Source organism: Micromonospora sp. WMMA1363, assembly GCF_030345795.1.
In the GTDB taxonomy this organism is placed as follows: Bacteria; Actinomycetota; Actinomycetes; order Mycobacteriales; family Micromonosporaceae; genus Micromonospora.
Map to the genome: position 1 here is coordinate 4,857,133 of NZ_JAUALB010000001.1, position 26,114 is coordinate 4,883,246.

25 protein-coding genes are annotated in these 26,114 nt (G+C 70.1%); 13 read left to right on the forward strand and 12 right to left on the reverse strand.

The features are described 5' to 3' along the window. The first annotated feature begins 91 nt into the window (after positions 1–91). The 3 genes from QTQ03_RS22595 to QTQ03_RS22605 all read left to right on the forward strand — a co-directional run bounded on the left by QTQ03_RS22595 (position 92) and on the right by QTQ03_RS22605 (position 2,451). The gene (locus QTQ03_RS22595; protein WP_091593012.1) at positions 92–397 is read left to right on the forward strand and encodes a type II toxin-antitoxin system VapB family antitoxin; all 306 of its coding nucleotides are present in this window, start codon (positions 92–94) and stop codon (positions 395–397) included. A 34-nt stretch (positions 398–431) separates the two neighbouring features. Beyond that, complete coding sequence (locus tag QTQ03_RS22600; protein WP_289279768.1) at positions 432–1,592, forward strand: acyl-CoA dehydrogenase family protein; 1,161 nt, start codon at positions 432–434, stop codon at positions 1,590–1,592. 100 nt (positions 1,593–1,692) lie between these two features. Beyond that, positions 1,693–2,451, forward strand: coding sequence for a DUF4230 domain-containing protein (locus QTQ03_RS22605; protein WP_289279769.1), 759 nt, complete (start codon positions 1,693–1,695; stop codon positions 2,449–2,451). On the opposite strand, the gene QTQ03_RS22610 is transcribed toward QTQ03_RS22605, so the two are convergent. Further along, entirely contained in the window at positions 2,432–2,683 is a 252-nt protein-coding gene (locus tag QTQ03_RS22610) for a PspC domain-containing protein (protein ID WP_289279770.1), read from the reverse strand. The genes QTQ03_RS22605 and QTQ03_RS22610 overlap by 20 nt on opposite strands. 478 nt (positions 2,684–3,161) lie before the next feature. Continuing rightward, on the reverse strand, positions 3,162–5,015 hold the full coding sequence (locus QTQ03_RS22615) for a hypothetical protein (protein WP_289279771.1): 1,854 nt from the start codon (positions 5,013–5,015) through the stop codon (positions 3,162–3,164). Between the two features lie 416 nt (positions 5,016–5,431). On the opposite strand from QTQ03_RS22615, the gene QTQ03_RS22620 reads away from it, so the two are divergent. The 10 genes from QTQ03_RS22620 (at position 5,432) to QTQ03_RS22665 (ending at position 16,704) form a co-directional block, all read left to right on the forward strand. Then, on the forward strand, positions 5,432–5,680 hold the full coding sequence (locus tag QTQ03_RS22620) for a hypothetical protein (RefSeq protein ID WP_289279772.1): 249 nt from the start codon (positions 5,432–5,434) through the stop codon (positions 5,678–5,680). Then, positions 5,677–7,083, forward strand: a complete 1,407-nt coding sequence (locus QTQ03_RS22625) for an L-serine ammonia-lyase (protein ID WP_289279773.1) — start codon at positions 5,677–5,679, stop codon at positions 7,081–7,083. The genes QTQ03_RS22620 and QTQ03_RS22625 overlap by 4 nt, the downstream gene beginning before the upstream one ends. Positions 7,084–7,122: 39 nt before the next feature. Further along, complete coding sequence (locus QTQ03_RS22630; protein ID WP_289279774.1) at positions 7,123–7,950, forward strand: ABC transporter permease; 828 nt, start codon at positions 7,123–7,125, stop codon at positions 7,948–7,950. Then, positions 7,950–8,699, forward strand: coding sequence for an ABC transporter ATP-binding protein (locus tag QTQ03_RS22635; RefSeq protein ID WP_289279775.1), 750 nt, complete (start codon positions 7,950–7,952; stop codon positions 8,697–8,699). The genes QTQ03_RS22630 and QTQ03_RS22635 overlap by 1 nt, the downstream gene beginning before the upstream one ends. A gap of 34 nt (positions 8,700–8,733) precedes the next feature. Then, complete coding sequence (locus QTQ03_RS22640; protein WP_502889809.1) at positions 8,734–8,934, forward strand: hypothetical protein; 201 nt, start codon at positions 8,734–8,736, stop codon at positions 8,932–8,934. 52 nt (positions 8,935–8,986) lie between these two features. After that, the gene (locus QTQ03_RS22645; protein WP_289279776.1) at positions 8,987–11,197 is read left to right on the forward strand and encodes a bifunctional glycosyltransferase/CDP-glycerol:glycerophosphate glycerophosphotransferase; all 2,211 of its coding nucleotides are present in this window, start codon (positions 8,987–8,989) and stop codon (positions 11,195–11,197) included. Between the two features lie 198 nt (positions 11,198–11,395). Next, on the forward strand, positions 11,396–12,703 hold the full coding sequence (locus QTQ03_RS22650) for an ABC transporter ATP-binding protein (protein WP_289279777.1): 1,308 nt from the start codon (positions 11,396–11,398) through the stop codon (positions 12,701–12,703). An 89-nt stretch (positions 12,704–12,792) separates the two neighbouring features. Next, complete coding sequence (locus tag QTQ03_RS22655; protein WP_289279778.1) at positions 12,793–13,257, forward strand: DUF4442 domain-containing protein; 465 nt, start codon at positions 12,793–12,795, stop codon at positions 13,255–13,257. A gap of 238 nt (positions 13,258–13,495) precedes the next feature. Continuing rightward, positions 13,496–14,332, forward strand: a complete 837-nt coding sequence (locus QTQ03_RS22660) for a beta-phosphoglucomutase family hydrolase (RefSeq protein WP_289279779.1) — start codon at positions 13,496–13,498, stop codon at positions 14,330–14,332. Then, the gene (locus tag QTQ03_RS22665; RefSeq protein WP_289279780.1) at positions 14,329–16,704 is read left to right on the forward strand and encodes a glycoside hydrolase family 65 protein; all 2,376 of its coding nucleotides are present in this window, start codon (positions 14,329–14,331) and stop codon (positions 16,702–16,704) included. The genes QTQ03_RS22660 and QTQ03_RS22665 overlap by 4 nt, the downstream gene beginning before the upstream one ends. 142 nt (positions 16,705–16,846) lie before the next feature. Here QTQ03_RS22665 and QTQ03_RS22670 read toward each other — a convergent pair whose 3' ends face one another. From QTQ03_RS22670 to QTQ03_RS22715, 10 genes are read right to left on the reverse strand one after another with little or no spacing between them, the layout of a single operon-like run. Continuing rightward, a complete protein-coding gene (locus QTQ03_RS22670; RefSeq protein WP_289279781.1) occupies positions 16,847–17,581 on the reverse strand; it encodes a hypothetical protein in 735 nt (244 codons plus the stop codon). Positions 17,582–17,639: 58 nt separating this feature from the next. Continuing rightward, positions 17,640–18,167 carry a hypothetical protein gene (locus QTQ03_RS22675; RefSeq protein WP_289279782.1) on the reverse strand — a complete coding sequence of 176 codons (528 nt, stop codon included), beginning with the start codon at positions 18,165–18,167 and terminating at the stop codon, positions 17,640–17,642. Next, the gene (locus QTQ03_RS22680) at positions 18,167–19,102 is read right to left on the reverse strand and encodes a carbohydrate-binding protein (protein ID WP_289279783.1); all 936 of its coding nucleotides are present in this window, start codon (positions 19,100–19,102) and stop codon (positions 18,167–18,169) included. The genes QTQ03_RS22675 and QTQ03_RS22680 overlap by 1 nt, the downstream gene beginning before the upstream one ends. Beyond that, positions 19,099–19,788: a phage tail protein gene (locus QTQ03_RS22685; RefSeq protein WP_289279784.1), complete on the reverse strand. Its 690-nt coding sequence runs from the start codon at positions 19,786–19,788 to the stop codon at positions 19,099–19,101. The genes QTQ03_RS22680 and QTQ03_RS22685 overlap by 4 nt, the downstream gene beginning before the upstream one ends. Then, positions 19,769–22,627, reverse strand: coding sequence for a putative baseplate assembly protein (locus QTQ03_RS22690; protein WP_289279785.1), 2,859 nt, complete (start codon positions 22,625–22,627; stop codon positions 19,769–19,771). Before QTQ03_RS22690 ends, QTQ03_RS22685 begins: the two co-directional genes overlap by 20 nt. Further along, entirely contained in the window at positions 22,624–23,070 is a 447-nt protein-coding gene (locus tag QTQ03_RS22695) for a GPW/gp25 family protein (protein ID WP_289279786.1), read from the reverse strand. The genes QTQ03_RS22690 and QTQ03_RS22695 overlap by 4 nt, the downstream gene beginning before the upstream one ends. Beyond that, positions 23,067–23,405: a hypothetical protein gene (locus QTQ03_RS22700; protein ID WP_289279787.1), complete on the reverse strand. Its 339-nt coding sequence runs from the start codon at positions 23,403–23,405 to the stop codon at positions 23,067–23,069. The genes QTQ03_RS22695 and QTQ03_RS22700 overlap by 4 nt, the downstream gene beginning before the upstream one ends. Beyond that, positions 23,405–24,976: a phage baseplate assembly protein V gene (locus QTQ03_RS22705; protein ID WP_289279788.1), complete on the reverse strand. Its 1,572-nt coding sequence runs from the start codon at positions 24,974–24,976 to the stop codon at positions 23,405–23,407. The genes QTQ03_RS22700 and QTQ03_RS22705 overlap by 1 nt, the downstream gene beginning before the upstream one ends. 17 nt (positions 24,977–24,993) lie before the next feature. Then, positions 24,994–25,782 (reverse strand): CIS tube protein, encoded by a 789-nt coding sequence (locus tag QTQ03_RS22710; protein WP_289279789.1) that lies wholly within the window; start codon positions 25,780–25,782, stop codon positions 24,994–24,996. Next, complete coding sequence (locus tag QTQ03_RS22715) at positions 25,782–25,991, reverse strand: hypothetical protein (protein ID WP_289279790.1); 210 nt, start codon at positions 25,989–25,991, stop codon at positions 25,782–25,784. The genes QTQ03_RS22710 and QTQ03_RS22715 overlap by 1 nt, the downstream gene beginning before the upstream one ends. Between the last annotated feature and the right edge of the window lie 123 nt (positions 25,992–26,114).

A 26,114-nucleotide genomic window follows, 5' to 3' on the forward strand; every position in this document is an offset into this window, starting at 1 on the left:
ACACGGTCATCGGTGCCGCGCGTCGCGGTGCCACGCCGCGACCCGGCTCGGCGTCGTGGGTCGGCCCGGTCAGGGGAGGGAGCGTGCCGTCGTGATCTTCAGAGCGGTCCGGGACGGGCGTCCCTACCCCGAGCACAATCTGACGCTCAAACAGTGGGCGGAGATCCCCCCGCGTCCGCTGCGCCTGGACCAGTTGATCACCACCAAGCGCGAGCTGGCGTTGGACAAGCTACTCGCCGAGGACTCGACCTTCTACGGCGACCTTTTCCCGCACGTGGTGCAGTGGAACGGTGGACTGTACCTGGAGGACGGCCTGCACCGCGCGCTGCGGGCCGCGTTGCAGCAGCGCAACCAGATCCACGCCCGGGTGCTCGTGCTCTCCGAGGCGGTGGAGTGAGCGTTCCGTCCTGAGCCTTCGTTAAGGTGACCCCATGAGCCCTCTGGACCTGCTCGACCTGGACTCGTCGCTCACCGAGGACGAGCGGCAGATCCGCGCCGTCGTGCGCCAGCTCGTCGACGACCGGGTCCGCCCGCACGTCGCCGGCTGGTACGAGGAGGGCCACGTGCCCGCGCGTGAGCTGGCCCGCGAGTTCGGCAAGCTCGGCCTGCTCGGGATGCACCTGACCGGGCACGGCTGCGCCGGCTCGTCGGCCGTCGCGTACGGGCTGGCCTGCCTGGAACTGGAGGCCGGTGACTCCGGCCTCCGGTCGCTCGTCTCGGTGCAGGGCTCGCTGGCCATGTACGCCATCTGGCGCTACGGCAGCGAGGAGCAGAAACTGCGGTGGCTGCCGGCGATGGCCGCCGGCGAGGCGATCGGCTGCTTCGGGCTGACCGAGCCGGATCACGGCTCCGACCCGGCGTCGATGACCACCCGGGCTCGCCGGGACGGCGACGACTGGATCCTGCACGGCAGCAAGATGTGGATCACCAACGCGCCGATCGCGGACGTCGCGGTGATCTGGGCACGCACCGACGACGGGATACGCGGCTTCGCCGTACCAATGGACACGCCCGGGGTGACGGCGCGGGAGATCCGCCGGAAGATGTCGCTGCGCGCGTCGGTGACCGGGGAGGTCTCCCTCGACGAGGTGCGGCTCCCGGCGGACGCGCAACTGCCCGGGGCGGCGGGGTTGAAGGCGCCGCTGAGCTGCCTTACCGAGGCCCGGCACGGCATCGTCTGGGGCGCGCTCGGCGCGGCCCGCGACTGCCTGGAGACGGCCCTCGGGTACGCGACCACCCGCACCCAGTTCGGTAGGCCACTCGCCGCCTTCCAGCTCACGCAGGCGAAGCTCGCGGACATGGCCGTCGAGTGGAACAAGGGGCACCTGCTGGCGTTGCACCTGGGTCGGCTTGCCGACGCCGGGCGGCTGCGCCCCGACCAGGTGAGCGTCGGCAAGCTGAACAACGTTCGGGAGGCCCTCGCCATCGCACGGCAGTGCCGCACGATCCTCGGCGCCAACGGGGTGTCCGGGGAGTACCCGGTGATGCGGCACGCCAACAACCTGGAGAGCGTGCTCACCTACGAGGGCACGTCGGAGATCCACCAACTGGTCGTCGCGCAGCGGCTGACCGGGATCTCGGCGTTCGTCTGAGCGGGCACGGCCACCCGATCCGGTCGCTCGCCGAGCGGGTGTCGCACGGAGGCCGTAACGTTTTCTTCAGACGGGATGTCTGACGAGGACGGTGAGGGCGATGGCGCGCGAGGGTGACATCAACGAGCCGACCCGGACGTTTCCGGGCCATCTGACCTCCGACCCGCTGACGGCCCGGCCCGATGACCCGCCGGAGCCACCAGTGTCGACCTCGGGCGGCAGGCCGGTCCGCGGCCTGCTGCTGGTGCTGGGTGCGGCGGCCCTGACGGTGGTGGTGCTGCTCGGGGTGCGGGCCACCGGGTTCCTGCCCGATTTCCGCAACCCGTTCGCCACGCAGCAGACCGACCGCAGCCAGCCCCCGCTGCTCACGTCGATTCAGGACCTGAGCCGTTACGTAGCCGCCGAGGGCGCCTTCCAGGTGGTGGTCGACCTGCAGAACGACCGGCGCAACGTGCCGGACTGGCTGCTCAACGAGCGCACGCTCTTCGTCGGCGCGGGCAGCGTCGAGGCGTACGTCGACTTCGCCACGATCTCCGAGGGCGCGATCACCCAGTCCGCCGACGGGACGTCCGTCGAGGTCAAGCTGCCCGCGCCGCAGCTGGCCAGGGCCAATCTGGACCTGGAAACGAGCTACGTCTTCGCGGAGCAGCGCGGGCTGCTCAACCGGGTCGGCGAACTCGTCAACGGCGACCCGAACCGGCAGCGGGAGATCTACCGGCTCGCCGAGGAGCGGATCACCGCCGCCGCCCGGGACAGCGGCCTGGCCCAGCGCGCGCAGGTGAACACCCGCAAGATGCTGGAGGGGCTGCTCCGCTCCCTCGGCTACGAGCAGATCACCGTCACGTACGCCACCCCGTGAGCCCCCGGCGACGCGGGCGCACTCTCCGAGGGCGAGTGGCTTCGCGGCGGCCCTCGTTCGGCATCAGGATCCAGAGCACCACATAGATGATCACCTGGGTGCCGGGCAGCAGCAGGGACAGGATGAACAGCAGCCGGACGAACCCGGCCGACCATCCGAACCGTTGCGCCAGGCCGGCGCACACACCGGCGATCATGCGCCCCTCACGGGGCCGGACCAGTCTGCGACTCATCGTTGTTTCTCCCACTCTGCGGCGTTCCGCCGCCGCTGATCCAACGGTAGAAAGGTGGGGTCATCGTGCCCTCGGCCTCGAGGAGGATCGGCGGGCCGTCGCCCCGTAGGTACTTACCCGTGTGGTCCGCGCGGCGTGCCAGATGCGGCAGACGGCCCGACGCGTCGGTGGCGGCGACCGTGTCACGGTCGAGGCCGACGCCACGGGTGTTCGGCCGGCGGTCGGCTCCGACTCGCCCCGGGACGAGGTGGCGGTAGCGCGGGCCGCGGCTGCCGGTGCGAGTCTCAGGACACACCGACCGCGAGCTGCGGCGGTACCCGTGAGAGGGGTGCCGCCGCAGCACGTCATCGTGCACTCTGGTCAGGAGAACTGGACCGGGTGGACGCCAACGCCGGGCGATGGGGTCCGATATATCCGTTTTCGGACGTCCCCTGCCGCGCTGAGGTCCATGTCGGCCGGCCGACTGTCCGCCAAGACCCTAGTCGACTTCGTCCATTGCGCTGACATCTTTGCTGTCTAGCGGCGGCGGCGGCGTCGTTTCATCATCATCATCATCATCATCTTCCTCGTCGATATGTGTATCGACTTGGGATGGCTTTTCAATCAATATGGGTGACGCAGAGATTAGGGGTCGCTCTTTCTCCTCGAACTCAAAGCTGTAATTCTTGTCTTGAGGTGAATCAGTCCTCCCGAGGGGGCTGTTCTCCGAAATCGAAGGATACGTCACCTTCGACTCCGGATCGTCCTTGTTGTCATTGGGCCCCAGCATTGTGTTGTCGAGGCGGACCGACACCTTGTTGTGGAGGGTGAGCGAATCCAAGAAGATGTTGGCGAGCGCCTTCGTCGAGAATGCGAGGGTAATCTGGTCCAGTCGCCTGAGGGCTGGCCTGTGGCTAGGCTTCACCAGGTTCTCGGACTGCTTAAGCAGCCTTGTGCCCAACCACAACATCCGGCCCATGACTTGGTAGTAGACGTTGTTCAGGGCCTCGTAACCGTGACCATGTCCGACGTCCCACGACTCCCCCCGGTCCAAGTGGATGGCGGATGGAGGGAAGCCCGTCGCGTACATGAAGTAGGTGCAGGGAGGGCATGAGGCGAGCTTCTTGGTATTCCCGCCGATGGTGAACTCGTACGGGACGGTCCAGGGTCCCCGATTCCAGCAGCTGTAGATCCCGTAGATCATACCGTGCAGGTAGCCCGCAACGGAATCTTTGCCGAACGGCCCCACCGACGGCAACCACTGGGACGATAGCTTAATCTTGTGATCGTCAAGCTGGGAAATCTTCTCTCGCAATTCGGTTTCCGTGTCTTTAAGCTTTAAGATTTCATTCTGGGCATTCGCGACCTCAATCGACTCTTTCTGTGACTGTTGAGGGCCAAGACCTTGCTGCAGTAACGGACTCGATTCATCTTTTTCGACTTGCATAGCCTCCCTGAGCTTATCTCGCGCGACTTTCTTGTCCGCTCCAACCTTGAGGAGTTCCTCCGATAGTTGCTGGATTTGGCGTTTAACTCTGTCCAAATCGTCAGCGAATCCATGCTGCTTGGTCCAATTCTCGTCCCCCCTGATAACGCCCCAGGGTGTGCCCCGGCTCTTGCCCTCCCACTGGGGCGGAGCCCAGCGGTAGTGGTTGCTCGGGACGGCGTGAATCGTCGTGGAGCTGGTTCCCCCTTCGCCTTCCGCGATTATCTTATCGACATTGTGGGGGTTCGCTTTTAGTGCAATCTCGTACCTGGCCGTGTCGACCCATATGCCCTGATAGGCTCCGAATCCCTGATAGAGCCCCTTGTTCCCTAGGATCTGTTGAACGGCCTCGTTGACGCCTCTGAAAATGTTGTAACTCTTTCGAGTGGTAAACTGACTGCTTGGCCCCCCGGGGAAACCGACGATCTGCCGTGAATTGTCGTCCCAGACGGGCGCCGGCCCCACTCTGATGTTGGTCGGGATCTTCGCATTGATGAGGACCTTGCGGACTCGATCTACGATCGCTTGGAGCTGGCCGATTTTCTGAGCGCCTTCGTCATCCTCCTCCGAGACGTCCACGCAGACTTCGACCGGCTGCCCGAGGATGTTCCGAGTTGCCCAGAACCCCAACCATGCAGCCGTGTTGATAACGTCGGCCTCCACGTTGGCGATTTTGTATCCGTCGTCCGGTTCATTGCAGCCGAGGATCGAGTTGTCAACCCGATATCCAGCCGCCTCGTGTGGTGATGGCGGCGACAGTTTCTTCGCCGCCGTCGGCGTCGTCGGCGGCGGCGTCCCCTTTAGCTCATATTCCTCGTCGTCGGAAGTGGTTTTTAGGAGGTTTGACTGGATCAGAGGTTCCGTCACTTCTGACTCCTTCGAGTGTGGTGTGCTGTGGCGGATTCGGATTTCGTGAGCCTCTTGTGGCGACGCTCTTCGCCGCGGACGTTCGGAACCGTTCGACGGCAACGGGCGACGCGGTGCCCTGCCGCCTTGACGGGGAGGACCTCGGGCTACGACAGCGGGCGAGGTGACTGAGGTTGATGGTGTGGAGTTCCTGCCGGACATGCTCCCTCCCCAACTCCCGGCACCTGGTCTACGAAAGTGGAGCGGTGAGGGGGCCGCGAGCCCGGGCCCGGCGATGAACCACCACTCGTCGTGACCACGTTTCGGCTGCGGCCGTTGCAGGCCCGCCGACGCGGGATTCTGTGCCCGCCACCACGAGCGTTACGCGGAGACCGGCACGACCAGCCTGCGCGCTTCCCTAAGGTGAATGTCAATGCTTGGCGGGAATCCCGACCTCCAGCTTCTCCCCGGCCGTGGTATGCGCGCAGAACCTGACCGAGGACATCGGGCCACCGATGCGGCCCCGGTTGCGACCCGCGCCGCCGGTGGGGGCGCCGGGTGACCGGGCGGGTAGGCTGGCCGGTCGGGCGTCGGGCAGCCCGGCGCCCGCCGACGGCAACCCGGACCGGGCGGCCAGCAACCGGAGGCCCGCACGACGGGTACGGCGGCGGGGAAGGCAGTTGTGATCAGCGTCTTCGACCTCTTCAGCGTCGGCATCGGGCCGTCCAGCTCGCACACGGTCGGGCCGATGCGCGCCGCCCGGACCTTCGTCACCGGGCTCAAGGCCGACGGCCTGCTCGCCGACACCGCGCACGTCCGCGCCGAGCTGTTCGGTTCGCTGGGCGCGACCGGCCACGGCCACGGCAGCGACCGGGCGGTGCTGCTCGGGCTGGCCGGCGAGGCGCCCGAGACGGTCGACACCGACACCGTGGAGCCGCGGGTCGCCCGGATCCGCGCCGAGCGGCGGATCGCGCTGCTCGACGCGCACGAGGTCGACTTCGACCCGGACCGGGACCTGGTGTTGCACCGCCGCCGGTCCCTGCCGTACCACCCGAACGGGATGACGTTCGCCGCGTACGACGCGACCGGCGACGAGATGAGGGCACGCACGTACTACTCGGTCGGCGGCGGGTTCGTCGTCGACGAGGCGGCGGCCGGGGCGGACCGGATCACGCCGGACGCCACCGCCGTACGCCACCCGTTCGGCACCGGGGCGGAACTGCTCGCGGTGACCCGGCGGACCGGGCTGTCGATCAGCGAGGTGTTGCTCTCCAACGAGCTGTCCAGGCGCAGCGAGCGGGAGGTGCGGACCGGTCTGCTGGAGATCTGGCGGGTGATGCGGGAGTGCGTGGCGGCCGGCTGCCAACGGGACGGTGTACTCCCGGGCGGGTTGAAGGTCCGGCGGCGCGCGGCCGAGATGTACCGCGGCCTGATGGTGGACGCGGACCCGGTGCGGTCGGCGGCGGGTGCGGCGGGCCGGGGGGCGGCGGACCCGCTGCGGGCGATGGACTGGGTGACCCTGTTCGCCCTCGCGGTCAACGAGGAGAACGCCGGCGGTGGCCGGGTGGTGACGGCGCCGACCAACGGTGCGGCCGGGATCATACCGGCGGTGCTGCACTACTACGACCGGTTCGTGCCGGGCGCCACCGAGGACGGCGTGGTGCGGTTCCTGCTGGCTGCCGGGGCGATCGGGGTGCTGTTCAAGGAGAACGCGTCGATCTCCGGGGCCGAGGTGGGGTGCCAGGGTGAGGTGGGCTCGGCCTGCTCGATGGCGGCGGCTGGGCTGGCCGAGGCGCTGGGCGGCACCGCCGAGCAGGTGGAGAACGCCGCCGAGATCGGTATGGAGCACAATCTCGGCCTGACCTGCGACCCGGTCGGTGGCCTCGTGCAGATCCCCTGCATCGAGCGGAACGCGGTGGCTAGCATCAAGGCGATCACCGCTGCCCGGCTGGCGCTGCGCGGCGACGGGGTGCACCACGTCTCGCTCGACAAGGTCATCAAGACCATGCGCGAGACCGGAGCCGACATGAAGGTCAAGTACAAGGAGACGGCACGGGGCGGCTTGGCCGTCAACGTGATCGAGTGCTGAACCCGGTCACCGCGTCCGTCTCCCGGGCGGGAGGCGGCGATGACCTCTGGCGTCGGGGCGCTCTGGTCGCGCCGCGGCGCGCTGCGCATCCTGGTTCGGCGCGACCTCGCGGTGAAGTACCAGCAGTCGGTGCTCGGGTACCTGTGGTCGTTGATCGAGCCGCTGGGCACCGGCGTCATCTACTGGTTCGTCTTCGGTGTGCTGTACTCCCGGGACACCAGCCGACACCTCGGCGACGCCGCCGACTCGTATCCGCTGTTCCTGCTGACCGGGATCTTCGCCTGGATGTGGGCCAGCTCGGCCCTGCACGAGGCGACCAACGCGCTGACCGGCCAGGCCCGGCTGATCACCACGATGAACATCCCGCGGCAGATCTTCCCGATCGGCCGGGTCGCCGGCCGGATCGCCGAGTACCTGGCCGGCCTGCCCATCCTGGTCGGGGTGGCGGTGGGGTACGCGGTGACGGGCCGGATCGACCCCGACTGGTCGGTGCTCGCCCTGCCGCTGGCGGTGGCGGTGCAGGGCGTCCTGCTCGTCGGGCTGGCGCTGCTGCTGTCCGCGGCCAACGTGCTGATGCGCGACGTCGAGCGGTTCATGCGGCTGGCGGTCCGGGTGCTCTTCTACGCCACGCCGATCATCTACCCGCTCAGCCTGGTCCGGGAATCCGCGCTACCCGGCTGGGTGAAGACCGGGTACGAGCTGAACCCGCTGGTCGGTGTCTTCCAGCTGCACCACGCGGTCTGGTATCCGGACGAGTTTCCCGACGCCCGGCTGCTCGCCACCACCATCGTGGGCAGCCTGCTGGTGCTCGCCGCCGGCTGGTGGGCGTTCCGCCGGCTGGAACCGGCCGTGCTGAAGGAGCTGTGATGGCCGGGCCGATCATCGAGGCGGACGGGCTCGGTATCCGGTTCGTGCGCAACCGCCGCCGGCTTCTGCGGTTGCGGGAACTGGCCATCCGTCGGGGGCGGCCCAGCCGCGCCGGTGACGGCTGGTTCTGGCCGCTGCGCGACCTGTCCTTCTCGATCGCGGCCGGCGACACCGTCGGTGTGATCGGCCGAAACGGCACCGGCAAGAGCACGCTGCTGCGTTTGATCGCCGGCGTGCTCATTCCCGACGAGGGCCGGATCACGGTGCGGGGTGACGTCGCGCCGCTGCTGGAACTGTCCGCCGGGTTCTCCAGCGAGCTGACCGGTCGGGAGAACCTCTACCTGGTCGGCGGCCTGCACGGCCTGTCGTCGGGGTTCCTGCGCCGGCACTTCGACGAGATCGTGTCGTTCGCCGGCGGGCAGGTCGAACGGGCCATCGACACGGCGGTCCGGCACTACTCGTCCGGCATGAAGGTCCGCCTCGGCTTCGCGATCATCTCGCAGCTGCCACATCCGATCCTGCTCATGGACGAGGTGACCGCGGTCGGCGACGCGGAGTTCCGCCGGAAGTGCTATGCGACGATCGAGCGTCTGCTGGGTGAGGGGCGCACGCTGGTGCTGGTGTCACACAACGAGCAGGATCTGACTCGATTCTGCCGACGCGGCTTCTTCCTCGACGCCGGCCGGATGACCGTTGACGGGACCATCGACGAGGCGCTGACCGCCTACCGCCGGGCGGTGTCCCGGTGATGCTCGTCCGGCTGCCCCGCCGTTGCATGCCACCGTGCTGGGCTGGGACGGGCGTTCGGTGGTGCTGGCCCTGGCGGCGATCGCCGGAATAGCTGGGATCGGCATGGTTACACTCTGCACGTACCTTTTGGTGTTTTCAGTGGGTGGCGTCGCCTTCGCCTGGGTGGTCCTGCCCGCCCGCGCCGGGCGGGCGGTGCCGGTCCGGGTCGGAGCCGGCGGCCACTCACCGGGTTAGGGCCGCTCGACCGAGGACTTCGACACCGGCCCTGGACGACAGGGGCGGCCAGGTGACACTGATCAGCTTCGTGGTCCCGGCCTACCGCGTGCAGGGTTACCTACGAGAGTGCCTGGACTCGATCCTGGGTCAGCCGGAGGTCGGCATCGAGGTGATCGGGGTCGACGACTGCTCACCGGACGGCGGCGGCGAGATCCTGGCCGAGTACGCGGCTCGCGATCCGCGGATGCGGGCGCTCCGGCTACCGGAGAACGTCGGGCTCGGTCCGGCCCGCAACGCCGGGTTGGACCGAGCCACCGGCGAGTACGTCTGGTTCGTCGACGGCGACGACTGGCTGGCGCCGGACTGCCTCACCGAGGTGGCCGGACGGCTGCGCGACAGCCGGCCGGACGTGCTGGTGGTCGACCACGTCCGGACCTGGTGGAACGGGACCGCCACCCGCAGCGGGTTGCTCGACGTGTTCCCGGAGCCGCCCGACGCGCGGACGTTCCGGCTGGGGGAGCGGCCGACGGCCGTCCACCTGCTGCACACGGCGTGGAACAAGGTGCTGCGGCGGCAGTTCCTGCTCGACCACGGGCTGCGCTTCGCGCCCGGCTGGTATGAGGATGTCTCGTTCAGCTACCCGGCGCTGCTGCTCGCCGAGCGGATCGGGGTGCTGGACCGGGTCTGCGTGAACTACCGCCAGCGCCGGACCGGGGCGATCACCCGGACCCGCGGGGACCGCCACTTCGAGGTCTTCGCACAGTGGCACCGGGTCTTCCGGCGCCTGCCCGAGTGGGGCCCGGCGGTCGACGACCTGCGACCGGTGCTCTTCGAGCGGATGATCTCGCATTACCTGACGGTGCTCGGCAACGGGGAACGGATCGCACCGGAACTGCGTCCCGGCTTCTTCGCGCAGATCACCGCCGATCACGCCCGCTGGCGGCCGCCGCAGGGTTACCCGGCGCCCGGCGGGGTGGAGGGACTCAAGCACCGGCTGGTCGCCGACGGCCGGTGGCGGACCTTCAGCGTGCTGCGGGGCGCCTACCAGGCGCGGGAGGTGGCCGAACGGCGGGCGCGGCGGGCGAAACGGCGGGTCGCGCCGCTGGCCCGGCGTGGTGCTGGCCTGACCCGGGACGCGGTGCTCCGCGGGTACTACCACGCCGAGCTGCGCCGGCCGGTCGACCCGACGCTGGCGGTGTACGCCGCCTACTGGTACCGCGGCTACGCCTGCAATCCGGCGGCCATCCACGAGGCCGCCCGCCGGCTCGTCCCCGAGGTGCGCGGGGTGTGGATCGTCCGGCGGGACCGGGTGGCCGAGATGCCGCCCGGCGTCGAGTACGTGGTGGCCGGCACTCCCGCCGAGTGCCGGGTGCTGGCGCGGGCGCGCTGGCTGGTGAACAACGTCAACTTCCCGGACTTCGTTCGCAAACGCCCCGGCGCCGTCCACGTGCAGACCCATCACGGCACCCCGGTCAAGGTGATGGGGCTGGACCAGCAGCGGTACCCGGTCGGGGCGGTGGGACTGGATTTCGCCGGTCTGCTGCGCCGGGTGGACCGGTGGGACTACAGCATCACGTCGAACAGCTTCTCCAGCCAGATGTGGGAGCGCGCGTACCCGGCCGCGTACACCACCCTGGAGGTCGGCTACCCGCGCAACGACCCGCTGGCGACCGCGACCACCGACCAGGTGCTGCGGATCCGCGCCGAGCTGGGCCTCGGCATCGGCGAGCAGGTGGTCCTGTACGCCCCGACACACCGCGAGCACCTGCCGGGCTACCGACCGCCGTTCGATCCGGACCGGTTCCTCGCCGTGCTGGGCCCGACCGGCCGGCTGCTGATGCGCAGCCACTACTTCCATGATCGGGAGCGGCGGGCGTTGCGTCCGGTGACCCGGGAGCGGGTCCACGACGTCAGTGGCCACCCGCGCGTGGAGGACCTCTACCTGGCCGCGGACGTCCTGGTCACCGACTACTCGTCGGCGATGTTCGACTATGCCGTCCTGAACCGGCCGATCGTCGTCTACGCGCCGGACTGGACCGCGTACCGGCTGACTCGGGGTGTCTACTTCGACGTCACGGCTGAGCCGCCGGGGGCGGTGGCGACGGACTTCGGCGGCCTACTCGACGTGTTCCGCTCAAATGCGGTGCGGGGCCCGGCGGCGGAGGAGGCGCGGCGGCGGTTCCGGGACCGGTTCTGCCGGCTGGACGACGGCCACGCCGCCGAGCGGGTGGTGCGGCGGGTCTTCCTCGGTGAGGAACCGGAGCCGGGCCCGGCCTGCTGAACCGTTCCGGCTGGGTCGGTCCGGGCCGGCAGCACTCCGTCCGACGGGCCGGGCGTCCGGAATGTCACACTGCCGTCGTTCGATGGTGCGTAATGGGACTGTCACGGGTTGAACATGGAACGTTCACCCGATGCCCTTCCGGGGTGCTCCTCGTCACAGTCATTCGGGGTCGGGCTGACGAGCTGGGGGAGGAGACGGGTGACCACCGTCGCGCTCAGGGACGTGACCAAGGTCTTCAGGGACGGCACGCGCGCCGTCGACGGGGTGAACCTTGATGTCAACGACGCCGAGTTCATGGTGCTGCTGGGGCCCTCGGGCTGCGGCAAGTCGACGGTGCTGCGGATGGTCGCCGGTCTCGAGGACCCGACCTCCGGTGCCGTGCTGCTCGGTGGTCGACTGGCGAACGACCTGCCACCCCGGGAGCGCGGAGTGGCGATGGTCTTCCAGGACTTCGCCCTCTACCCGCACATGACCGTCGGCGGTAACATCGCCTTCCCGCTGCGGCTGGCCGGTTCCGAACCGAGCCGACGGGTCGAGCGGGTCGCCGACGTGGCCGCCGCGCTCGGCATCAGCGACGTCCTCGCCCGTCGGCCCAGCCAGCTCTCCGGCGGGCAGCGCCAGCGCGTCGCGATGGGACGCGCGATCGTCCGCCGGCCCCGGCTGTTCCTCATGGACGAGCCGCTGTCCAACCTCGACAGCGGACTCCGCGCGGAGCTACGCGCGGAGATCTCCGGCCTGACCCGCGAGTTGGGGGTGACCACCATCTACGTGACGCATGACCAGGCCGAGGCGCTGACCATGGCCGACCGGGTGGCGATCATGCGCAAGGGGGTCCTCCAGGACGTCGGCACGCCCACCCAGGTGTACGGCCGCCCAGCCACGCTCTATGTCGCCGCGTTCCTCGGCAGCCCCCGGATGAACCTGCTGGAGGCCTCGGTCTACGTGCACCTCGATCGCCACGTCGCGCTGGCCCTCGGGGAGCAGGCGCTCCACCTGCCGTGGAACGACATCCGCGCCCGGGCGGTCGCCCACTACCACGGCGAGCGGATCGTGGTCGGGATGCGGGCCGAGGCGCTGACCCCGGTCGCCGCGGGCGCACCCGGCGACGTGCTGCAGGGCCGGATCCGCTATCTGGAGCACCACGGGCACGAGTCGATCGCCTTCCTCGACGTCGGCGCCACGGCGGTGGTGGTGGACGAGACGGGCGCGCCGGCCGAACGGCCCGCTCCCGGCGAGCGCGGCCTGCGCCGGCTCAACCAGGTGGTGCAGCGGATCGCGGGCCGGGGCGCGGAGCCGGCGAAGGGTGAGGCGCCGGCGGTGGAGGCCCGTGCCAGCGTCCTGCCCGACCCGGGCCGGCAGCACCGCCACCGCCCGGCCGAACTGGCGGTCCGGCTGGCCCCCTATCCGGCCGTGTCGCCGGGCCGTCCGCTCACGGTCTCCGTCCGCATGGAGGCCCTGCACTTCTTCGACGAGCGCGGCGACCGAATCGACGTCGGCTGGCGCTGAGGTTGCTGTACGGAAGGGGCCGTTGCTTGCGCCTCAGCTTCACGCCGGCGTCCCTTGCCGACCAAGTTACCGACTAGTAACGTACGGGCATGAGCATCGACTCTCGACAGGTGGCCGCCGGCATGCTGGAAGCCGTGCCGCTCGTCCGTACCCTGGGCTTCGAATTCGTCGAGGTGGCCGCCGAGGCCGACGGTGAAGTGCACGCCGTCGTCCGGCTGCCCGACACGCCGGCCACCCACAACCATGTCGGCGGGCCACACGCCGGCGCCATGTTCACCCTCGGCGAGACCGCGTCCGGCGCGGTCGTGCTCGCCGCGTTCGCCCACCTGCTCGACCGGGCCACGCCGCTCGCCGTGCGGGCCGACATCGCGTACCAGAAACTCGCCCGGGGTGCGGTGCGCGCGACCGCGCGACTCGGCCGGCCCGTCGCCGAGGTGATCGCCGAGCTGGACGCGGGCCGGCGGCCGGAGTTCCCGGTCCGCGTCGAGATCGCCACCGAGGAGGGCAAGCCCACTGGCGAGATGACCGTGGTCTGGACGCTCCGGCCGAACTGAGCCGCGCCAACCGTCAACGCCGGGTGTGCGCCGCAGGTCCGCCACCGTCCGGGCCGCGCAGAGCAGGCTGACGAGAACAGCGCAGCACCCTGCGTCGCGTCCCGCCCGCCCCTGGACGTCGACCGGGTCGTGGAGCAGACCGCTACCGCAGGTTGCCGCCCGGTGAACCTCCGGTCGGCCCGGCGCGGCGTGCGTCGAATCGGGCCTCCCGGGACGGAGGGCTGGTTAGATTCGTACGATGCTCGGCCTGCCTGCGCACGTGACCGCCTGTCTCTTCGATCTGGACGGTGTGCTCACCCAGACCGCCCGTGTCCACAACGCCGCGTGGACCGCCACCTTCGACGAGTTCCTGCGGCGGTGGGCCGCGCTCACCGGTGAGCCGTTCCGGCCGTTCGACCCGGGCGCGGACTACAACCGGTACGTCGACGGTCGGCCCCGCCACGACGGGGTCCGCACCTTCCTCGCCTCGCGCGGCATCGTGCTACCCGAAGGGGAGCCGGACGCCCCGCCCGCCGCCGACACGGTCGTCGGCGTCGGCAACCGCAAGAACGTCCTGTTCCTCGAGGAACTGCGGACACACGGGGTGGACGTCTACCCCGGCTCGGTGGCGTACCTGGAGGCAGCGGCCGCCGCGGGGCTGCGCCGCGCGGTCGTCACGGCCAGTGCCAACGGCCGTGAAGTGATCGCGGCGGCCGGCCTGGAACCGCTGCTGGAGATCCGGGTCGACGGCCTGGTCGCCCGGACCGAGGGGTTACGTGGCAAGCCCGAGCCGGACACGTTTCTCGCTGGCGCGAAGCTGCTCGGGGTCGACCCGGCGGACGCGGTCGTGTTCGAGGACGCCCTCGCCGGGGTGGCCGCCGGACGGGCCGGTGGATTCGGGTACGTGGTCGGCGTCGACCGGGTCGGCCAAGCCGATGAGCTGCTCGAGTACGGCGCCGACGTGGTGATCCGCGACCTCGCCGAGCTGCTCGACCGGGACCCGGCCGGGCCGGGCCGGGCGGAAACCGGGCCGGCGCGGGAGCCGAGCCGGCTGGACCGCGGGCCGGTCGTCCGGAACCGGGAGCCGGGCGCGTGATCCGGGAACGCGCGTACCCGGTCGAACCGTGGCATGTCCGGGAGACCCGCCTGGACATGGACGTACTGGCCCAGTCCGAATCGGTCTTCGCCCTGTCCAACGGGCACGTCGGGCTGCGCGGCAACCTGGACGAGGGAGAGCCGCACGGTCTGCCCGGGACATACCTGAACTCCTTCTACGAGCTGCGCCCGCTGCCGTACGCGGAAGCCGGCTTCGGTTTCCCCGAATCCGGCCAGACGATCGTCAACGTCACCAACGGCAAGCTCATCCGCCTGCTCGTCGACGACGAGCCGCTCGACGTGCGCTACGGCGAAGTCCTCGCCCACGAACGGGTGCTCGACCTGCGGGAGGGCACACTGCACCGGTCGCTGCACTGGCGGTCGCCGGCCGGCCGCGAGGTGCGCGTGCGCAGCACCCGGCTGGTGTCCTTCCGACAACGGGCGGTGGCCGCCATCAACTACGAGGTGGAGGTAGCCGACGGCGAGCCGCTACGCCTGATCATCCAGTCGGAGCTGGTGGCGAATGAGACGCTGCCCGCCCAGAGCAAGGACCCGCGGGTGGCGGCGGTGCTGGAGTCGCCACTGCAGGCCGAGGAGGAGCTGACCACCGACGACGGCGGCCTGCTGATCCACCGGACCAAGGTGTCCGGCCTGCGGCTGGCCGCCGGGATGGAACACGAGGTCCAGACCACCGCACGCACCACCATCGAGTCGGAGGGGTACGAGGACTGGGTGCGGACCACGGTCGCCTGCGTGCTCCAGCCCGGCGAGACGCTGCGGGTCGTGAAGTACCTGGTGTACGGGTGGTCCAGCCGTCGCTCGCTGCCGGCGCTCCGCGACCAGGTCGGAGCGGCGCTGGCCGCCGCCCGACTGGACGGCTGGGAGGGGCTGCTGCGCGAGCAGCGCGAGTATCTCGACCAGTTCTGGGACGCCGCCGACGTGGTGGTGGAGGGCGACCCGGAGGTACAGCAGGCGGTGCGGTTCGGGCTGTTCCACGTGCTCCAGGCCGGTGCCCGGGCCGAACGCCGACCGATCACCGCCAAGGGCCTCACCGGCCCGGGCTACGACGGCCACGCCTTCTGGGACACCGAGATGTTCGTCCTGCCGGTGCTCACGTACACCTATCCCGCCGCCGTGCGGGACGCCCTGCACTGGCGGCACCGCACCCTGCCGGCCGCACGTGAACGGGCCCAGACGCTCAACCTGGCCGGCGCCGCCTTCCCGTGGCGGACCATCGAGGGCCCGGAGTCGTCCGGTTACTGGCCGGCCGGCACCGCCGGCTTCCACATCGCCGCCGGCGTCGCCGACGCGGTACGCCGCTACGTGCTCGTCACCGGCGACCGGACCCTGGAGCGGGAGATCGGCCTGGAACTGTTGGTCGAGACCGCCCGCCTCTGGCGATCGCTGGGTCACCACGACCGGCACGGCCGGTTCCACATCGACGGGGTGACCGGGCCGGACGAGTACACGGCCGTCAAGAACGACAACGTCTACACCAACCTGATGGCCCAGCGGAACCTGATCTCCGCGGCGGACGCGGTGAAGCACTACCGGGACGAGGCGTACCACCTCGGTGTCACCGACGAGGAGGCGGCGGCCTGGCGGGACGCGGCGGCCGACATGCACATCCCGTACGACGAGGAGCTCGACGTCCACGAGCAGGTGGAGGGCTACACCCGCTTCCAGGAGTGGGACTTCACCCGCACCCCGCCGGAGAAGTACCCGCTGCTGCTGCACTACCCGTACTTCGACCTGTACCGCAAGCAGGTGGTCAAGCAGGCCGACCTGGTGCTCGCCATGCACTGGCGGGGGGACGCCTTCACCGCGGAGCAGAAGCTACGCAACTTCCTCTACTACGAACGCCGTACCGTCCGGGACTCGTCGCTGTCGGCCTGCACCCAGGCGGTGCTCGCCGCCGAGGTGGGGCACCCGGAGCTGGCGCACCTGTACCTGCGCGAGGCGGCGCTGATGGACCTGCACGACCTCAACGAGAACACCCGGGACGGCGCGCACATGGCGTCGTTGGCGGGGGCGTGGATCGCCCTGGTCGCCGGTTTCGGTGGGCTGCGCGACCACGACGGCATGCTCTCGTTCGCGCCCCGGCTCTCCAGCCAGCTGAGCCGCCTGGAGTTCTCACTCCAGTGGCGGGGGATGCGGCTGAGGGTCGACGTGCGGCCGGAGCAGACCACGTACGCCCTGCGTAACGGCGGCTCGGACAACATGCTGGAGCTGTGCCACCACGGCGAGCGGGTCAGGGTCACCTGTGCGGAACCGGTGACCGTAGCGATTCCGGTGCCCGAGGTGTCCGGCCCGGCCCCCGAGCAGCCCCCCGGTCGGGGCCCCCTGCTCCGCCTTCCCGAACGCGAGCCGTAGGAGGTCGGCCCCCACGTCGTACCGCACGCCGGGTCGCTGCCGCGTTGGTTCGGTCTGCGGCTCGCACGTCTCCGTGGCCTTCCGCTCCGTGGCCCTCCTCGGCGTTCGGACCGGGACCGGGCCGGCCCATCCAATCCGTAAGTCAAGGCACTCTCGGCAGGGTGGGCGGCGGTGGCCGGAACGCCATGACGATGCCCGGGATCGAGCCGATCAGCATGACGATGCCCCAGATCACGGCCACCACGGCGAAGATGACGGCGCCGATGTCGTCGGTGATGCTGACGAGGATTCTCGGCACCATGTGATGCAGGAACCCCAGTACGACCGTGCACACCATGGTGGTGAGAGCCAGCGCCACCAGGCCGATGTTCTGCAGGAAGCGGGGCTGGGCGAGGAGGAGCAGGATCGCCCAGGTGAGTTTGAGCGACAGCAACAGACCGACTATCACGGAGGCTTTGCCAACTGGGAAGAATCCCCAGATCACCAGGTAGGCCAGGGTGCCGAAGGGGAACGCGAGGAGTAGCGACACCATGACGGTGAGTCGAATGATCGCGATCGCCAGCATGGCGAGCGCCCCCAGGATCAGCATGATGGCGAAGATCAGGGTGGCGATTCCCTGCGCACGTCCCTCGATCCGGCGGGGCACGATCAGGCTCAGGCACAGCAGTCCGGTCGTCCAGACCGCTACCGCGTCGACCAACGCCAGATAGCTCGTGCCTCGTCCGGGAGGCTCGGTCACGTGGCTGGTGTCGCCGATCTCCACGCCCAGGCTGCCCGCGCTGTCTCGGAGTGCCGCGGCGGCGTCACCGCCGCCGCTCACCATGCCGGTACCGAGCTCCACGCCGACTGTCATGGCCATGACGATCAGCGCCGCCACCAGGAATGGCTTTCGTAACTCACCCATGGTCTCTTCCTGTCGTCCGGTTGGCTGCTGGTCAGGACGAGGCGATCGTGACCGTGCATTCGTCGGCGCCGACACACGAGAGGGCGATCCGGGTCTCGCGGTCGACGGCGATCTTCGCGACGGCGGTGCCGGCAGCGGCACTGGCGGTTGGGGTGGCACCGCCGACGGCGCTGGCTGTGGGAGTCGCGGCGGCGCTGGCTGTGGGGGACGGAGTCACCTCCTGGCGGGCGGTGGTGTCCGAGTCGCCCGGCGTCGGCGCCTGCACCACGAAGGCGGCCGAACTACGCAGGATCAGGGTCTCCAGGCTCCCTGGATCTTGGACGACCAGGTGGCAGTCGTCGGCAAAGGTGAGGATGTCGCCAGCGCGGGAGCAGTCCGCGGTGACCGTCGAGGGATCCACGACGGAGTTCCCACCGAACGCCCCACCCAGCCAGTCGACCCAACGCGGTCGCGCGCCCGGATCACCCTGGCTGTTCGTCCCCGTGCCCAGGGCGATCGCGTAGAACGCCACCAGTGCGAGGGCGACAACCGCCAACAGGATCTTCTGTCGTCCGCTCATCACGTGGCGGGGGTGCTCTCGGGGACGACCTCGGTTAGTCGGATCACGTCGATGCCGGCGTCGAAGCCGGTGCCCTGCGTCCTGCCGACGACGACGAGGCTCAACGTGTGTTCACCGGCAGTGAGCTTGACAGTTCCGGCATCGATCCAGCTGGTCTTGATAGTGTTCGCCGTGTATCCGAAGAACAGATTGCCGAGCTGCTCACCATCCAGTGTGTAAATCGTGTTGCCGTAGCTGGGTGCGGTGGTGCGCACCACGGATACCTGCCAGAGGTCGTCGGTGGGAATGTTGAAGGACACCGTCAGTTTGTCGCCGGCGGCCTTTCCGTTGAATAGCAGCTGAGCTCCACCGGACCAGCTGACGTTGCCGCAGCACGCGTCGAACTGCTCACCGACGCTTGCCGGCGAGCCGGCGAGCGATGAGGTCACGGTCGCGGTGGACGACCACGATTCCGCCTCGATGATCAGTGTCTGCGGTGCGGTGGGCGCCGGGTCCTGTCTGCCACGCAGGTAGCCGACCACCGCACCGGTGATGAGAATCAGCACGGCGCCGGCGGCGATCATCCACCACGGCACGGGCATTGTCCGGGGTACGCGCTTGACGTCGAACGTCACGCGTTGGCTGGATTGGGAGGTCTCCTCCGGTGCGAGCTGGGCCGAGTACGCGAGGCCCTTCATCTCGTAGCGTCCGGTCGGGGTGCCGGGGGGCACCGCGAGGTCCACCAGGAAAGTGGCCGACCCCTGGCCGGAAATCGGCCGATTCGGATTTTCGACGGTAAACCAGGCCCGCTTCGCGTTTTCACCGGGTTCGACGTCGAAGATCGCTCTCTGCTCCTCCATGCTGGTGTTCGAAACGGTAAAGGTCAGCTTGCCGGTGTTGTGGGCGTCCAGGACGAAGCGATCGTTTACGGCCCGGACCTTCCAATCGATACTCATAGCTTCTCCTTTTCCGAGGGCTGCGGGGAGACCGCCCGGCCGCCCGCCTGAGTCGACGTGTTTCCCGCCCGCCGGGGCGCCGTCGATGCCGGCGCCGGCATCGACGGCGGCTCAGCCCCGGTCGCAGCGGCGGCCTGCTGCGAATCGGTGGTGTGCGGTGGCCGGCGACGCGGGCCGACGGCGCCGGTGACGATCTCGGCGGTGACGGCGGCGGGCTTTTCCGCCGCCACGATGCGGGTGATCACACCGAGCCGGTCGGTGGCTGCCGGTGGTACCCGTACCACCACGTGGAAAGGCCGGTCCGTCGGCTCGTCGAGTTCGAAGCCAGTGACACCGGTGGCCAGTTCCAATATGTGTCGCATCCCGTACGGGGTACCTCGCCAGCGGGCCAGTAGCGCACCCTGTGCGACCAGATTCCGCAGCCGACCCAGCGGCAGGGTCGACGGGGCGTCCGGCCGGGACGCGGTCGACAAGACGTGATCCATCGCCACCCAGCGGGTCAGGTACGTCACCAGATGGTCCGGCGCTCGGTACGGCGCGAAAAGCGCGTCGACGTCGGCGAGCACCGCCTCGTCAGGAGCGTGCAGCCGCTCCATGACATCCAACAGCGCGGTCAGCACGCTGCCCGGCACGCCGGACCGTTGGTAGGCGGCGGGTAGTAGCCGTTCAATCGCCGCTCGGCGCATCGTGCCGCACCACCTCGATGTCGTGCTCGCCTGAGCAGAGCAGCCAGGTGTCCGGGATGGTCACCACGTCGGCGCTCGTCTGGTTCGCGCTGGCCGTCCAGCTGATCGCGTCAGCACTGCGATAGACCCCCCGCTCGCCAGCGACCATGTACAGTTCCCCAGCCCCGCCGCCGGCATCTGCGCCCGGGGTGTTGTCGCGAGTTGCCCTGACTCCGGCGGTGGCGGCGATCGCCTCGACGGGTGCGAACCGGGTGCGGTCCCGCAGCGGCAGCCCGCTGTTGACCGTTACGGCCTGCCACCGGGCTTGGGTGGCCAGGGTGTCGAGCCGGAGCACTCCGCCGCTCTGGGTAGCGGCGACGGCTACGGAATCGGCGAAGGTGAGATCCCGGCAGGTGCCGCCGGTCCAGCCTGGAATCTGATGCCACTTGACGTCGGTCTCGAACAGTCGGGTGCGATGGCAGCCCTGGCCCGGCTTGCGCGGATCCGGCTCGGCCGCGCCGCTCCAGAGCATGGTGGCCGGGCCGTCGTACTGGACGGCAAGCACCCGGTTGTCCACATCGTCGAGACCGATCTTCCGAAAGGTGCCGGGGCGACCGGCCGTGGTGGAGAGGTACACTCCGCCGCCGGCTTGGGCGGCCACCGCGACCCCCGGTGCGCCCTGTTCGGAGACGAAGGCGCTGACGGCATAGAAGTTGCGGTCCGCGTCGCCGGGATCGACCAGGATCTGCAGCGGAACCGATCCCAGCACCAGGGATACCTCGAAGAGCCCGGAGTCCGTGGCCAGCACCAGGTTGCCCGTGCCGTCCCGGTCCAGCCACGCGAGGTCCTGGACGTGCGAGTCGAGATCGGTGAGCAGTGACCAGGTCTCGCCCAGGTCGTCACTCAGGTACACGCCGGAACCTCCGCTGTCCCGGGCGGTGATCGCGGCGACCGAGCCGGGCCGGCGGACGATGCCGGGGCGTGTCGGAGCGGGAGCGGGGACGATCCGGACCACCGTTTCGCCCGCGAACCGACCGGTGGGTTCCCAGCCGGCACCGTCGTTGGTCGAGCGAAACAGCACGGAACCCCGGGCGGCATACCAGGTTTCGGCCTGGTATCGGTCACGGGCGACGGAGCGGACCTGGGCGTCAGGGGCCTCGTCGACGACGAACTGAACCGACGCGACGTACCGCACGCCAGGTTCCGCCTGCTCCAGGAGCCGGTACGCGTTGGACGCCCGGAGCGGTTCGCCGAACGCCCAGCCGGTCGGGTTGAGCGGGGTCGGCAGCGGGCTCAGCGTCTGGTAGAGCCGGGTGTGGATGCGGTCGCGCACCGCAGCGATGTCCTCCTCCGGGCTGACGACCACCCGGCCGCGGACCGACACCGGCTTGTACTGGGCCCACCTTGCCCGACACGAGGTGCCCAACGACCGGCGGTCGCTCAGGTCGACCTCGACCTGGCGGCGGATCTGATCCCCTTCGTGCGCGCGCAGGACCCCCACCGGCAGCCGATCGTCTTGCTGCGCCTGATCCGGCACGTACGGCACCAGCACCACCTCGACCTCGCCCGGTTTGGCGAAGCTGTAGACGGCTGCTCGGGTGAAGGCTCGGGCCCGCGCGATGGCGGGAAACTCGGTGGCGAGCACCTCGTAGTCCCGTGCGGTAACCGCGCGTTGCTGCGAGAAGAAGTCGTATGGGCCGCGGGTCAGCGCTGACTCCATGGGCTCGAGGTCCCGGCCGCCACTGGCCGGATCGGGGTTGGTCACCTTCAGCCCGGGCAGCGGGTCCCGCAGGCTGGTCAACGTTCCGGCGGCCACGTTGCCGTCCGCACCGCCCCCGGTGCGGTACCACGCTCGCACCTGGCAGCCGTCGGGGGGAACCGCCGCTAGGGTCACCGGGCCACCGGGAGCGCCGGTACCGCCGCCGCTCTCCGGGCCAGCGGTCGCCGGGACGCCCATCCCGGACGGTGGTGCGGGCTCCGCCGGCCTCGGCCCGTCCTCCGGAGCGGGTGATGATGCCGGCGGCGAGGTGGCCGCGCCGGTGCCGGCGGAGGCGGCCGCCGCTCTGGTGGCCGCCGCCTCGGTCGCCCCGGACCGGCTGTGCGGGGCGGCCGGCCCGGGTCGGCCGCCCGTGGTGTCGGCCGTGCGGATGTCCAGGGCGGGAGCGAAGGTGACCGTTCCTGAGGAGCGATCAACCAGGTAGACCTTCGCGTGCGGGCCGACGCCGGCAAAGCTGTCGACGGGTAGCCAGATCTCGTAGGTCCGTCCGTCGTATTCGCGGGCTGCCGCGCCGATGGCCACCGATCCGACGGGCACCTCGACGCCGACCAGCAGGTCGAGTGGTTCAGTGGTGCGGGTCAACGGTGGATGGGCGGCGCGGAGCACCTGACCGGGTTGGCCGGTGCCGGTGCCGAGCAGCTCCGCCTCCACCATCTCGCAGTGGTACATGCGGACGGTGCGGCCCGGTTGACCGGCGGGAATGCGGGCCGGCTCAGTGGTGACAAAGGTGATCTGCTGGGAGTCGGCGCCCCGTCCGGCGGTGACCCGGGTCCCGGCGGGAATGCGGATCGGATCCTTGTCCGAGCCGGTGCGGGTGAACCGCACGTCGGCCCAGGCCGCGGTGGGTGGATGCCGGGTGACCCCGAGTAGGTTGAGGAAGACGACGAATGCCTTGTCCGGCAACTGGTTGAGCCGGAAGATCATCACTTCGGTCAGGTACGCGAACGCCTCAAGCAGCGCTGTTCCCGGGTCGTGTACCGATAAATCGGTCCAGTCCGGGCAGGACTGGCGAATTCGTTCCCGTGCCTCGGTGACCAGGTCGAGGAAGGTGCGGTCGTCGAGGCGTGGCACCGGCAGTGTCATGACTGGACTCCCTCGGCTCGTTCGTCGCGGTCGTCATCACTGGGCAGCAGGTCGACAGAGAAGGCCAGCTGGCCCGGGGCGAGGCTGGCCCGGATCCGGTAGTCGAGCCGGATCAGAAGCCGCCCCGGCGTTCCTGGGTCCGGTCCGGCGTTCACGTCGACCACGTCGACCCGGGGCTCCCACCGCAGGATCGCCTGCCGCACGTAGTGGATGGCCAAGCCGGCGGTGGTGTCGTCGTTGGGCGCGAAGACCAGCCGGTGCAGTCGCGAGCCGTACCCAGGCCGCATCAGCCGCTCGCCCGGAGTGGTGGACAGCAGCAGGAACAACGCTTGGCGCACCGTCTCGTCCCCGTCGGTCATGGCCAGACCGCCGGCGGCGGTCACGGCGAGACCACCGGTGTGACCGGAGTCGAAACCGGCGCCGACGAACCGGATGGCCCTCATGCGTCTGCCTCAACAAATGACTGGCTGGGATCGCGGACGGTGTAGTGGACCAGCCCTGGCGGGCTGCCGTCGGTGAGGCCGTCGAGGTTCGACAGCACGACGCGCTGGCCGTCGACCCGCAACCACGAGCTGTAGCCCGCCGTCACCCGCAGCGTCCGCAGGCAGGGCTTGATGGTCGGTCCGAAGTTGGGGCAGCCCAGAATCGCCTTTCCCTGCGGGTCGGCGTCCACCAGCACCGGCGCCCCGCCGATGGTCACCCAGCGCTGCGACGCCACGTTGACCACTCGGCCGTCGTGGTCGCACTCGATCAGCGAACCGCGGTGGATCCAGCGCATCAGCCGCCTCCCCCACCGGTGCGCCCGGTGGCCGCCCGACCTGCGGCGTCAGCCGCCTCCGCCGCCAGTCCAGCGTGCTGGAAGTCGACGGTGCCAGCCCGGACCACCATGGCCCGGCCGGGCGCGGAGAGCACCAGTTCGCTCGCGGCGTGCAGAGTGGTGCGCTCGGGCGTGATCTCCAAACGGCTGCCGTAGTCGGTAGCCAGCCGCAGACTGCGCCCGTCGTCGTCGATGACGATCGACTGGCCGGTGCTCGTCCGCATCGACCAGCGGCGAGATCGTCCGCCCACGACTCCCGAGTCATACGGCTCGATCGCTCCGAAGAGTGATCCCAGGACGAGCCCGGCGGATGGCTCCCCGCCGGGCAATACCACCAGGACGGTGTCACCCGGATCGGGCAACGCCACGATGCCCCTGCCGCGACCCGCCCCCGGGGCGGTCACCTCAAGCCACCCTGCGTCCAGACCGCCGTACGCCGGCAGGTTCACCTGGATCCGGCCGAGCCGGTCCGGGTCGTCGATGTCGGTGACCAGGCCGAGGGTCACCGTCGCCGGTGCGGGCGGCACCACGGTTGGCGGCGGGTCGGGCGGAGCCGTGGAAAAGTGCGTCAGGTGGCCGTTGGCGTCCACCGTGTGCACCACCTCGGTCAGCACATACACCCCGGCGACAGGCGTGGCGACCCCGGTCAGCGAGATTCGTCGGCCGGGACGCAACGCGGGGTCCCCGTCGGCTGTCCCCGCGGCGGTGACCAGCGCGGCGACCCGAGCGTCCAATCCCGCCTGGGCCAACGCGGCCGCCTCGTCGTCGCTGCGGACGGGCTGGTTCAGGATGGTGCGCACACCATCCGCGCCCACCTGCCCGGGTTCTGGACGCAACGGGATCCGGCGACCCGACCGTGCACGGTCCGCCCGCTGCTCGATCGGCTCCGCCAACCCCGGACGCCAGCCGCGGACGGCCGTGGCCCCTGCCGCTTGGTCGAGGTTGGTGGAGATTCGCAGCGCGAAGACGTTCCGGCCCAACGCCAGCTCGACGGGATCGCCGAAACCGTCGAGGGTCACCAGCCGCAGCCGATCCTGGTCGACGGTGACGTGTAGGCCGGCACGGCCGGTGGTCTGCAGCAACAGGTCGAGGTCGTTGTTCCGGTGCTGGAGTAGCCGGTCCAGCCGGGGGCCGTCGGCCGTCGCGTCCACCACCAGCCCGAGACCCGCGCAGAGCTGGTCGGCGAGCTCCGCTGCGGTAACCGACGTGAAGACCCGTAGCTGCTGCCGCCTGCGTAACCGGTGCAGCGGGTCGTAGGCCCGCAGCCGGAGCAGGGCCGCACCGTCGGCGGCGTACTCCACCTCGACGCAGGTCACCTCGCCGGTGAACAGCAGGTCGGTGCTGCCCGTTAGCCACACCCTGAGCGCGGTCCCGGTCCGGGCCCACGGCGGGATGGCGGCCGCGCCCGGCGCGGCGGAGAAGACGATTTCGCACTGGGTCGGCACGTCCAGGCGTGCGGCGACACGCATCGACCGCAGCTGTCGCATCGCCGGGACGGGCAGCGGTGCGCCGTCGATCAGAACGGCTGGCACACGGGGCACGGTGACGCTCACGGGTTACCTCCGTCCGACGTGCCCGGGACCGGTGACCCGTCACCGGTGGCCGTGCCGGCTCCTGGCAGACGATCGACGATCGACGGAATGGACAGCACGGTGCCGGCCGGGACAGCCAGCGGATCGGCGATCCCGTTGCGCTCGGCGAGCTGTCTCCAGCGCAGCGGCGAGCCGAGAGCGTCGTTGGCGAGCAGATCGAGACGCACCCCCGACCAGCCGGGTTCGCCCGCACCGCCCGCTCTGGCGATCACCGCCGAGCCGGGCGGTACGGTCGGGGTGCTCGTGGCAGCCAGGTCCTCCTCGAAACCGTCCGGGGCCGTCTCGGCGGGCTCCGCCACCCGAACCAGCTTCAGCCGCAGCCACGAGCGGCGGGGAGCACCGGTGAGCGTGAACCCGTCGAACCGCTCCGCGATCGCGGCGATGACCCCGGGCACATTCCACGCCTTGCCCCACACCAGTCGGACCAGCGGGGGGCGCAGCCAGCCGTGCTCAGTCGTGCTGTTCTCCGCCAGCATCCACAGCGGGCGGGTGAGCGCGCGGACGTCGTCAGGGGGTACCTGCGCCTCCACGAAGTCGATGTCGAAGAGCAGGTCCAGCACCAGGGTCGTACGTCCGCCGCCGGTGAACACCAGTGCGTCGTCGGCCAGCCCGACACCCGTCAGCTGTCCGTCTTCGGCGCCCCGGGGGCGCACCCCGGCCAGCCTGGCGACCCGCACGGTCTCCGGATTCAGCAGGCAGTCGACCCGGGTGCCGGAGCCGTCGATGAGGAAGGCGACGCGTTCCATCAGTCACCCGCCTGTTCCCGGTCCAGCCGGCGCAGCTGGTTCGGATCGGTGGCAGGGCCAGCCGGCAGCCGCAGCTCGGGGTCGTCGGGCAGCGCCGGCCACACGTCGAGCCGGTCCGGGAAATCGCGGACAGCCGGTGACGCTCCAGCCGCGCTGTGGTGCGGCATGGAGAACCCGGCATGCGGGGTGGCGGGCCCGTCGGCCGGCAACTGAGGCCAGGGAAGGACCGAAGCGGTCCCCGACGGGTCGGTCGGGCCCACCCACCGGTTCCCCGGGGCGCCGTCGTCACCACCGTGACGGGTCAGCGCGATCGGCGGGACGACCGCCGGCCA

Bases quoted from the DNA above. Each gene is read 5' to 3' on its own strand.
- QTQ03_RS22600 (WP_289279768.1), top strand. From the start codon at position 432: ATGAGCCCTCTGGACCTGCTCGACCTGGACTCGTCGCTCACCGAGGAC.
- QTQ03_RS22605 (WP_289279769.1), top strand. From the start codon at position 1,693: ATGGCGCGCGAGGGTGACATCAACGAGCCGACCCGGACGTTTCCGGGC.
- QTQ03_RS22610 (WP_289279770.1), bottom strand. From the start codon at position 2,683: ATGAGTCGCAGACTGGTCCGGCCCCGTGAGGGGCGCATGATCGCCGGT.
- QTQ03_RS22630 (WP_289279774.1), top strand. From the start codon at position 7,123: ATGACCTCTGGCGTCGGGGCGCTCTGGTCGCGCCGCGGCGCGCTGCGC.
- QTQ03_RS22635 (WP_289279775.1), top strand. From the start codon at position 7,950: ATGGCCGGGCCGATCATCGAGGCGGACGGGCTCGGTATCCGGTTCGTG.
- QTQ03_RS22655 (WP_289279778.1), top strand. From the start codon at position 12,793: ATGAGCATCGACTCTCGACAGGTGGCCGCCGGCATGCTGGAAGCCGTG.
- QTQ03_RS22660 (WP_289279779.1), top strand. From the start codon at position 13,496: ATGCTCGGCCTGCCTGCGCACGTGACCGCCTGTCTCTTCGATCTGGAC.
- QTQ03_RS22675 (WP_289279782.1), bottom strand. From the start codon at position 18,167: ATGAGCGGACGACAGAAGATCCTGTTGGCGGTTGTCGCCCTCGCACTG.
- QTQ03_RS22680 (WP_289279783.1), bottom strand. From the start codon at position 19,102: ATGAGTATCGATTGGAAGGTCCGGGCCGTAAACGATCGCTTCGTCCTG.
- QTQ03_RS22685 (WP_289279784.1), bottom strand. From the start codon at position 19,788: ATGCGCCGAGCGGCGATTGAACGGCTACTACCCGCCGCCTACCAACGG.
- QTQ03_RS22690 (WP_289279785.1), bottom strand. From the start codon at position 22,627: ATGACACTGCCGGTGCCACGCCTCGACGACCGCACCTTCCTCGACCTG.
- QTQ03_RS22695 (WP_289279786.1), bottom strand. From the start codon at position 23,070: ATGAGGGCCATCCGGTTCGTCGGCGCCGGTTTCGACTCCGGTCACACC.
- QTQ03_RS22700 (WP_289279787.1), bottom strand. From the start codon at position 23,405: ATGCGCTGGATCCACCGCGGTTCGCTGATCGAGTGCGACCACGACGGC.
- QTQ03_RS22710 (WP_289279789.1), bottom strand. From the start codon at position 25,782: ATGGAACGCGTCGCCTTCCTCATCGACGGCTCCGGCACCCGGGTCGAC.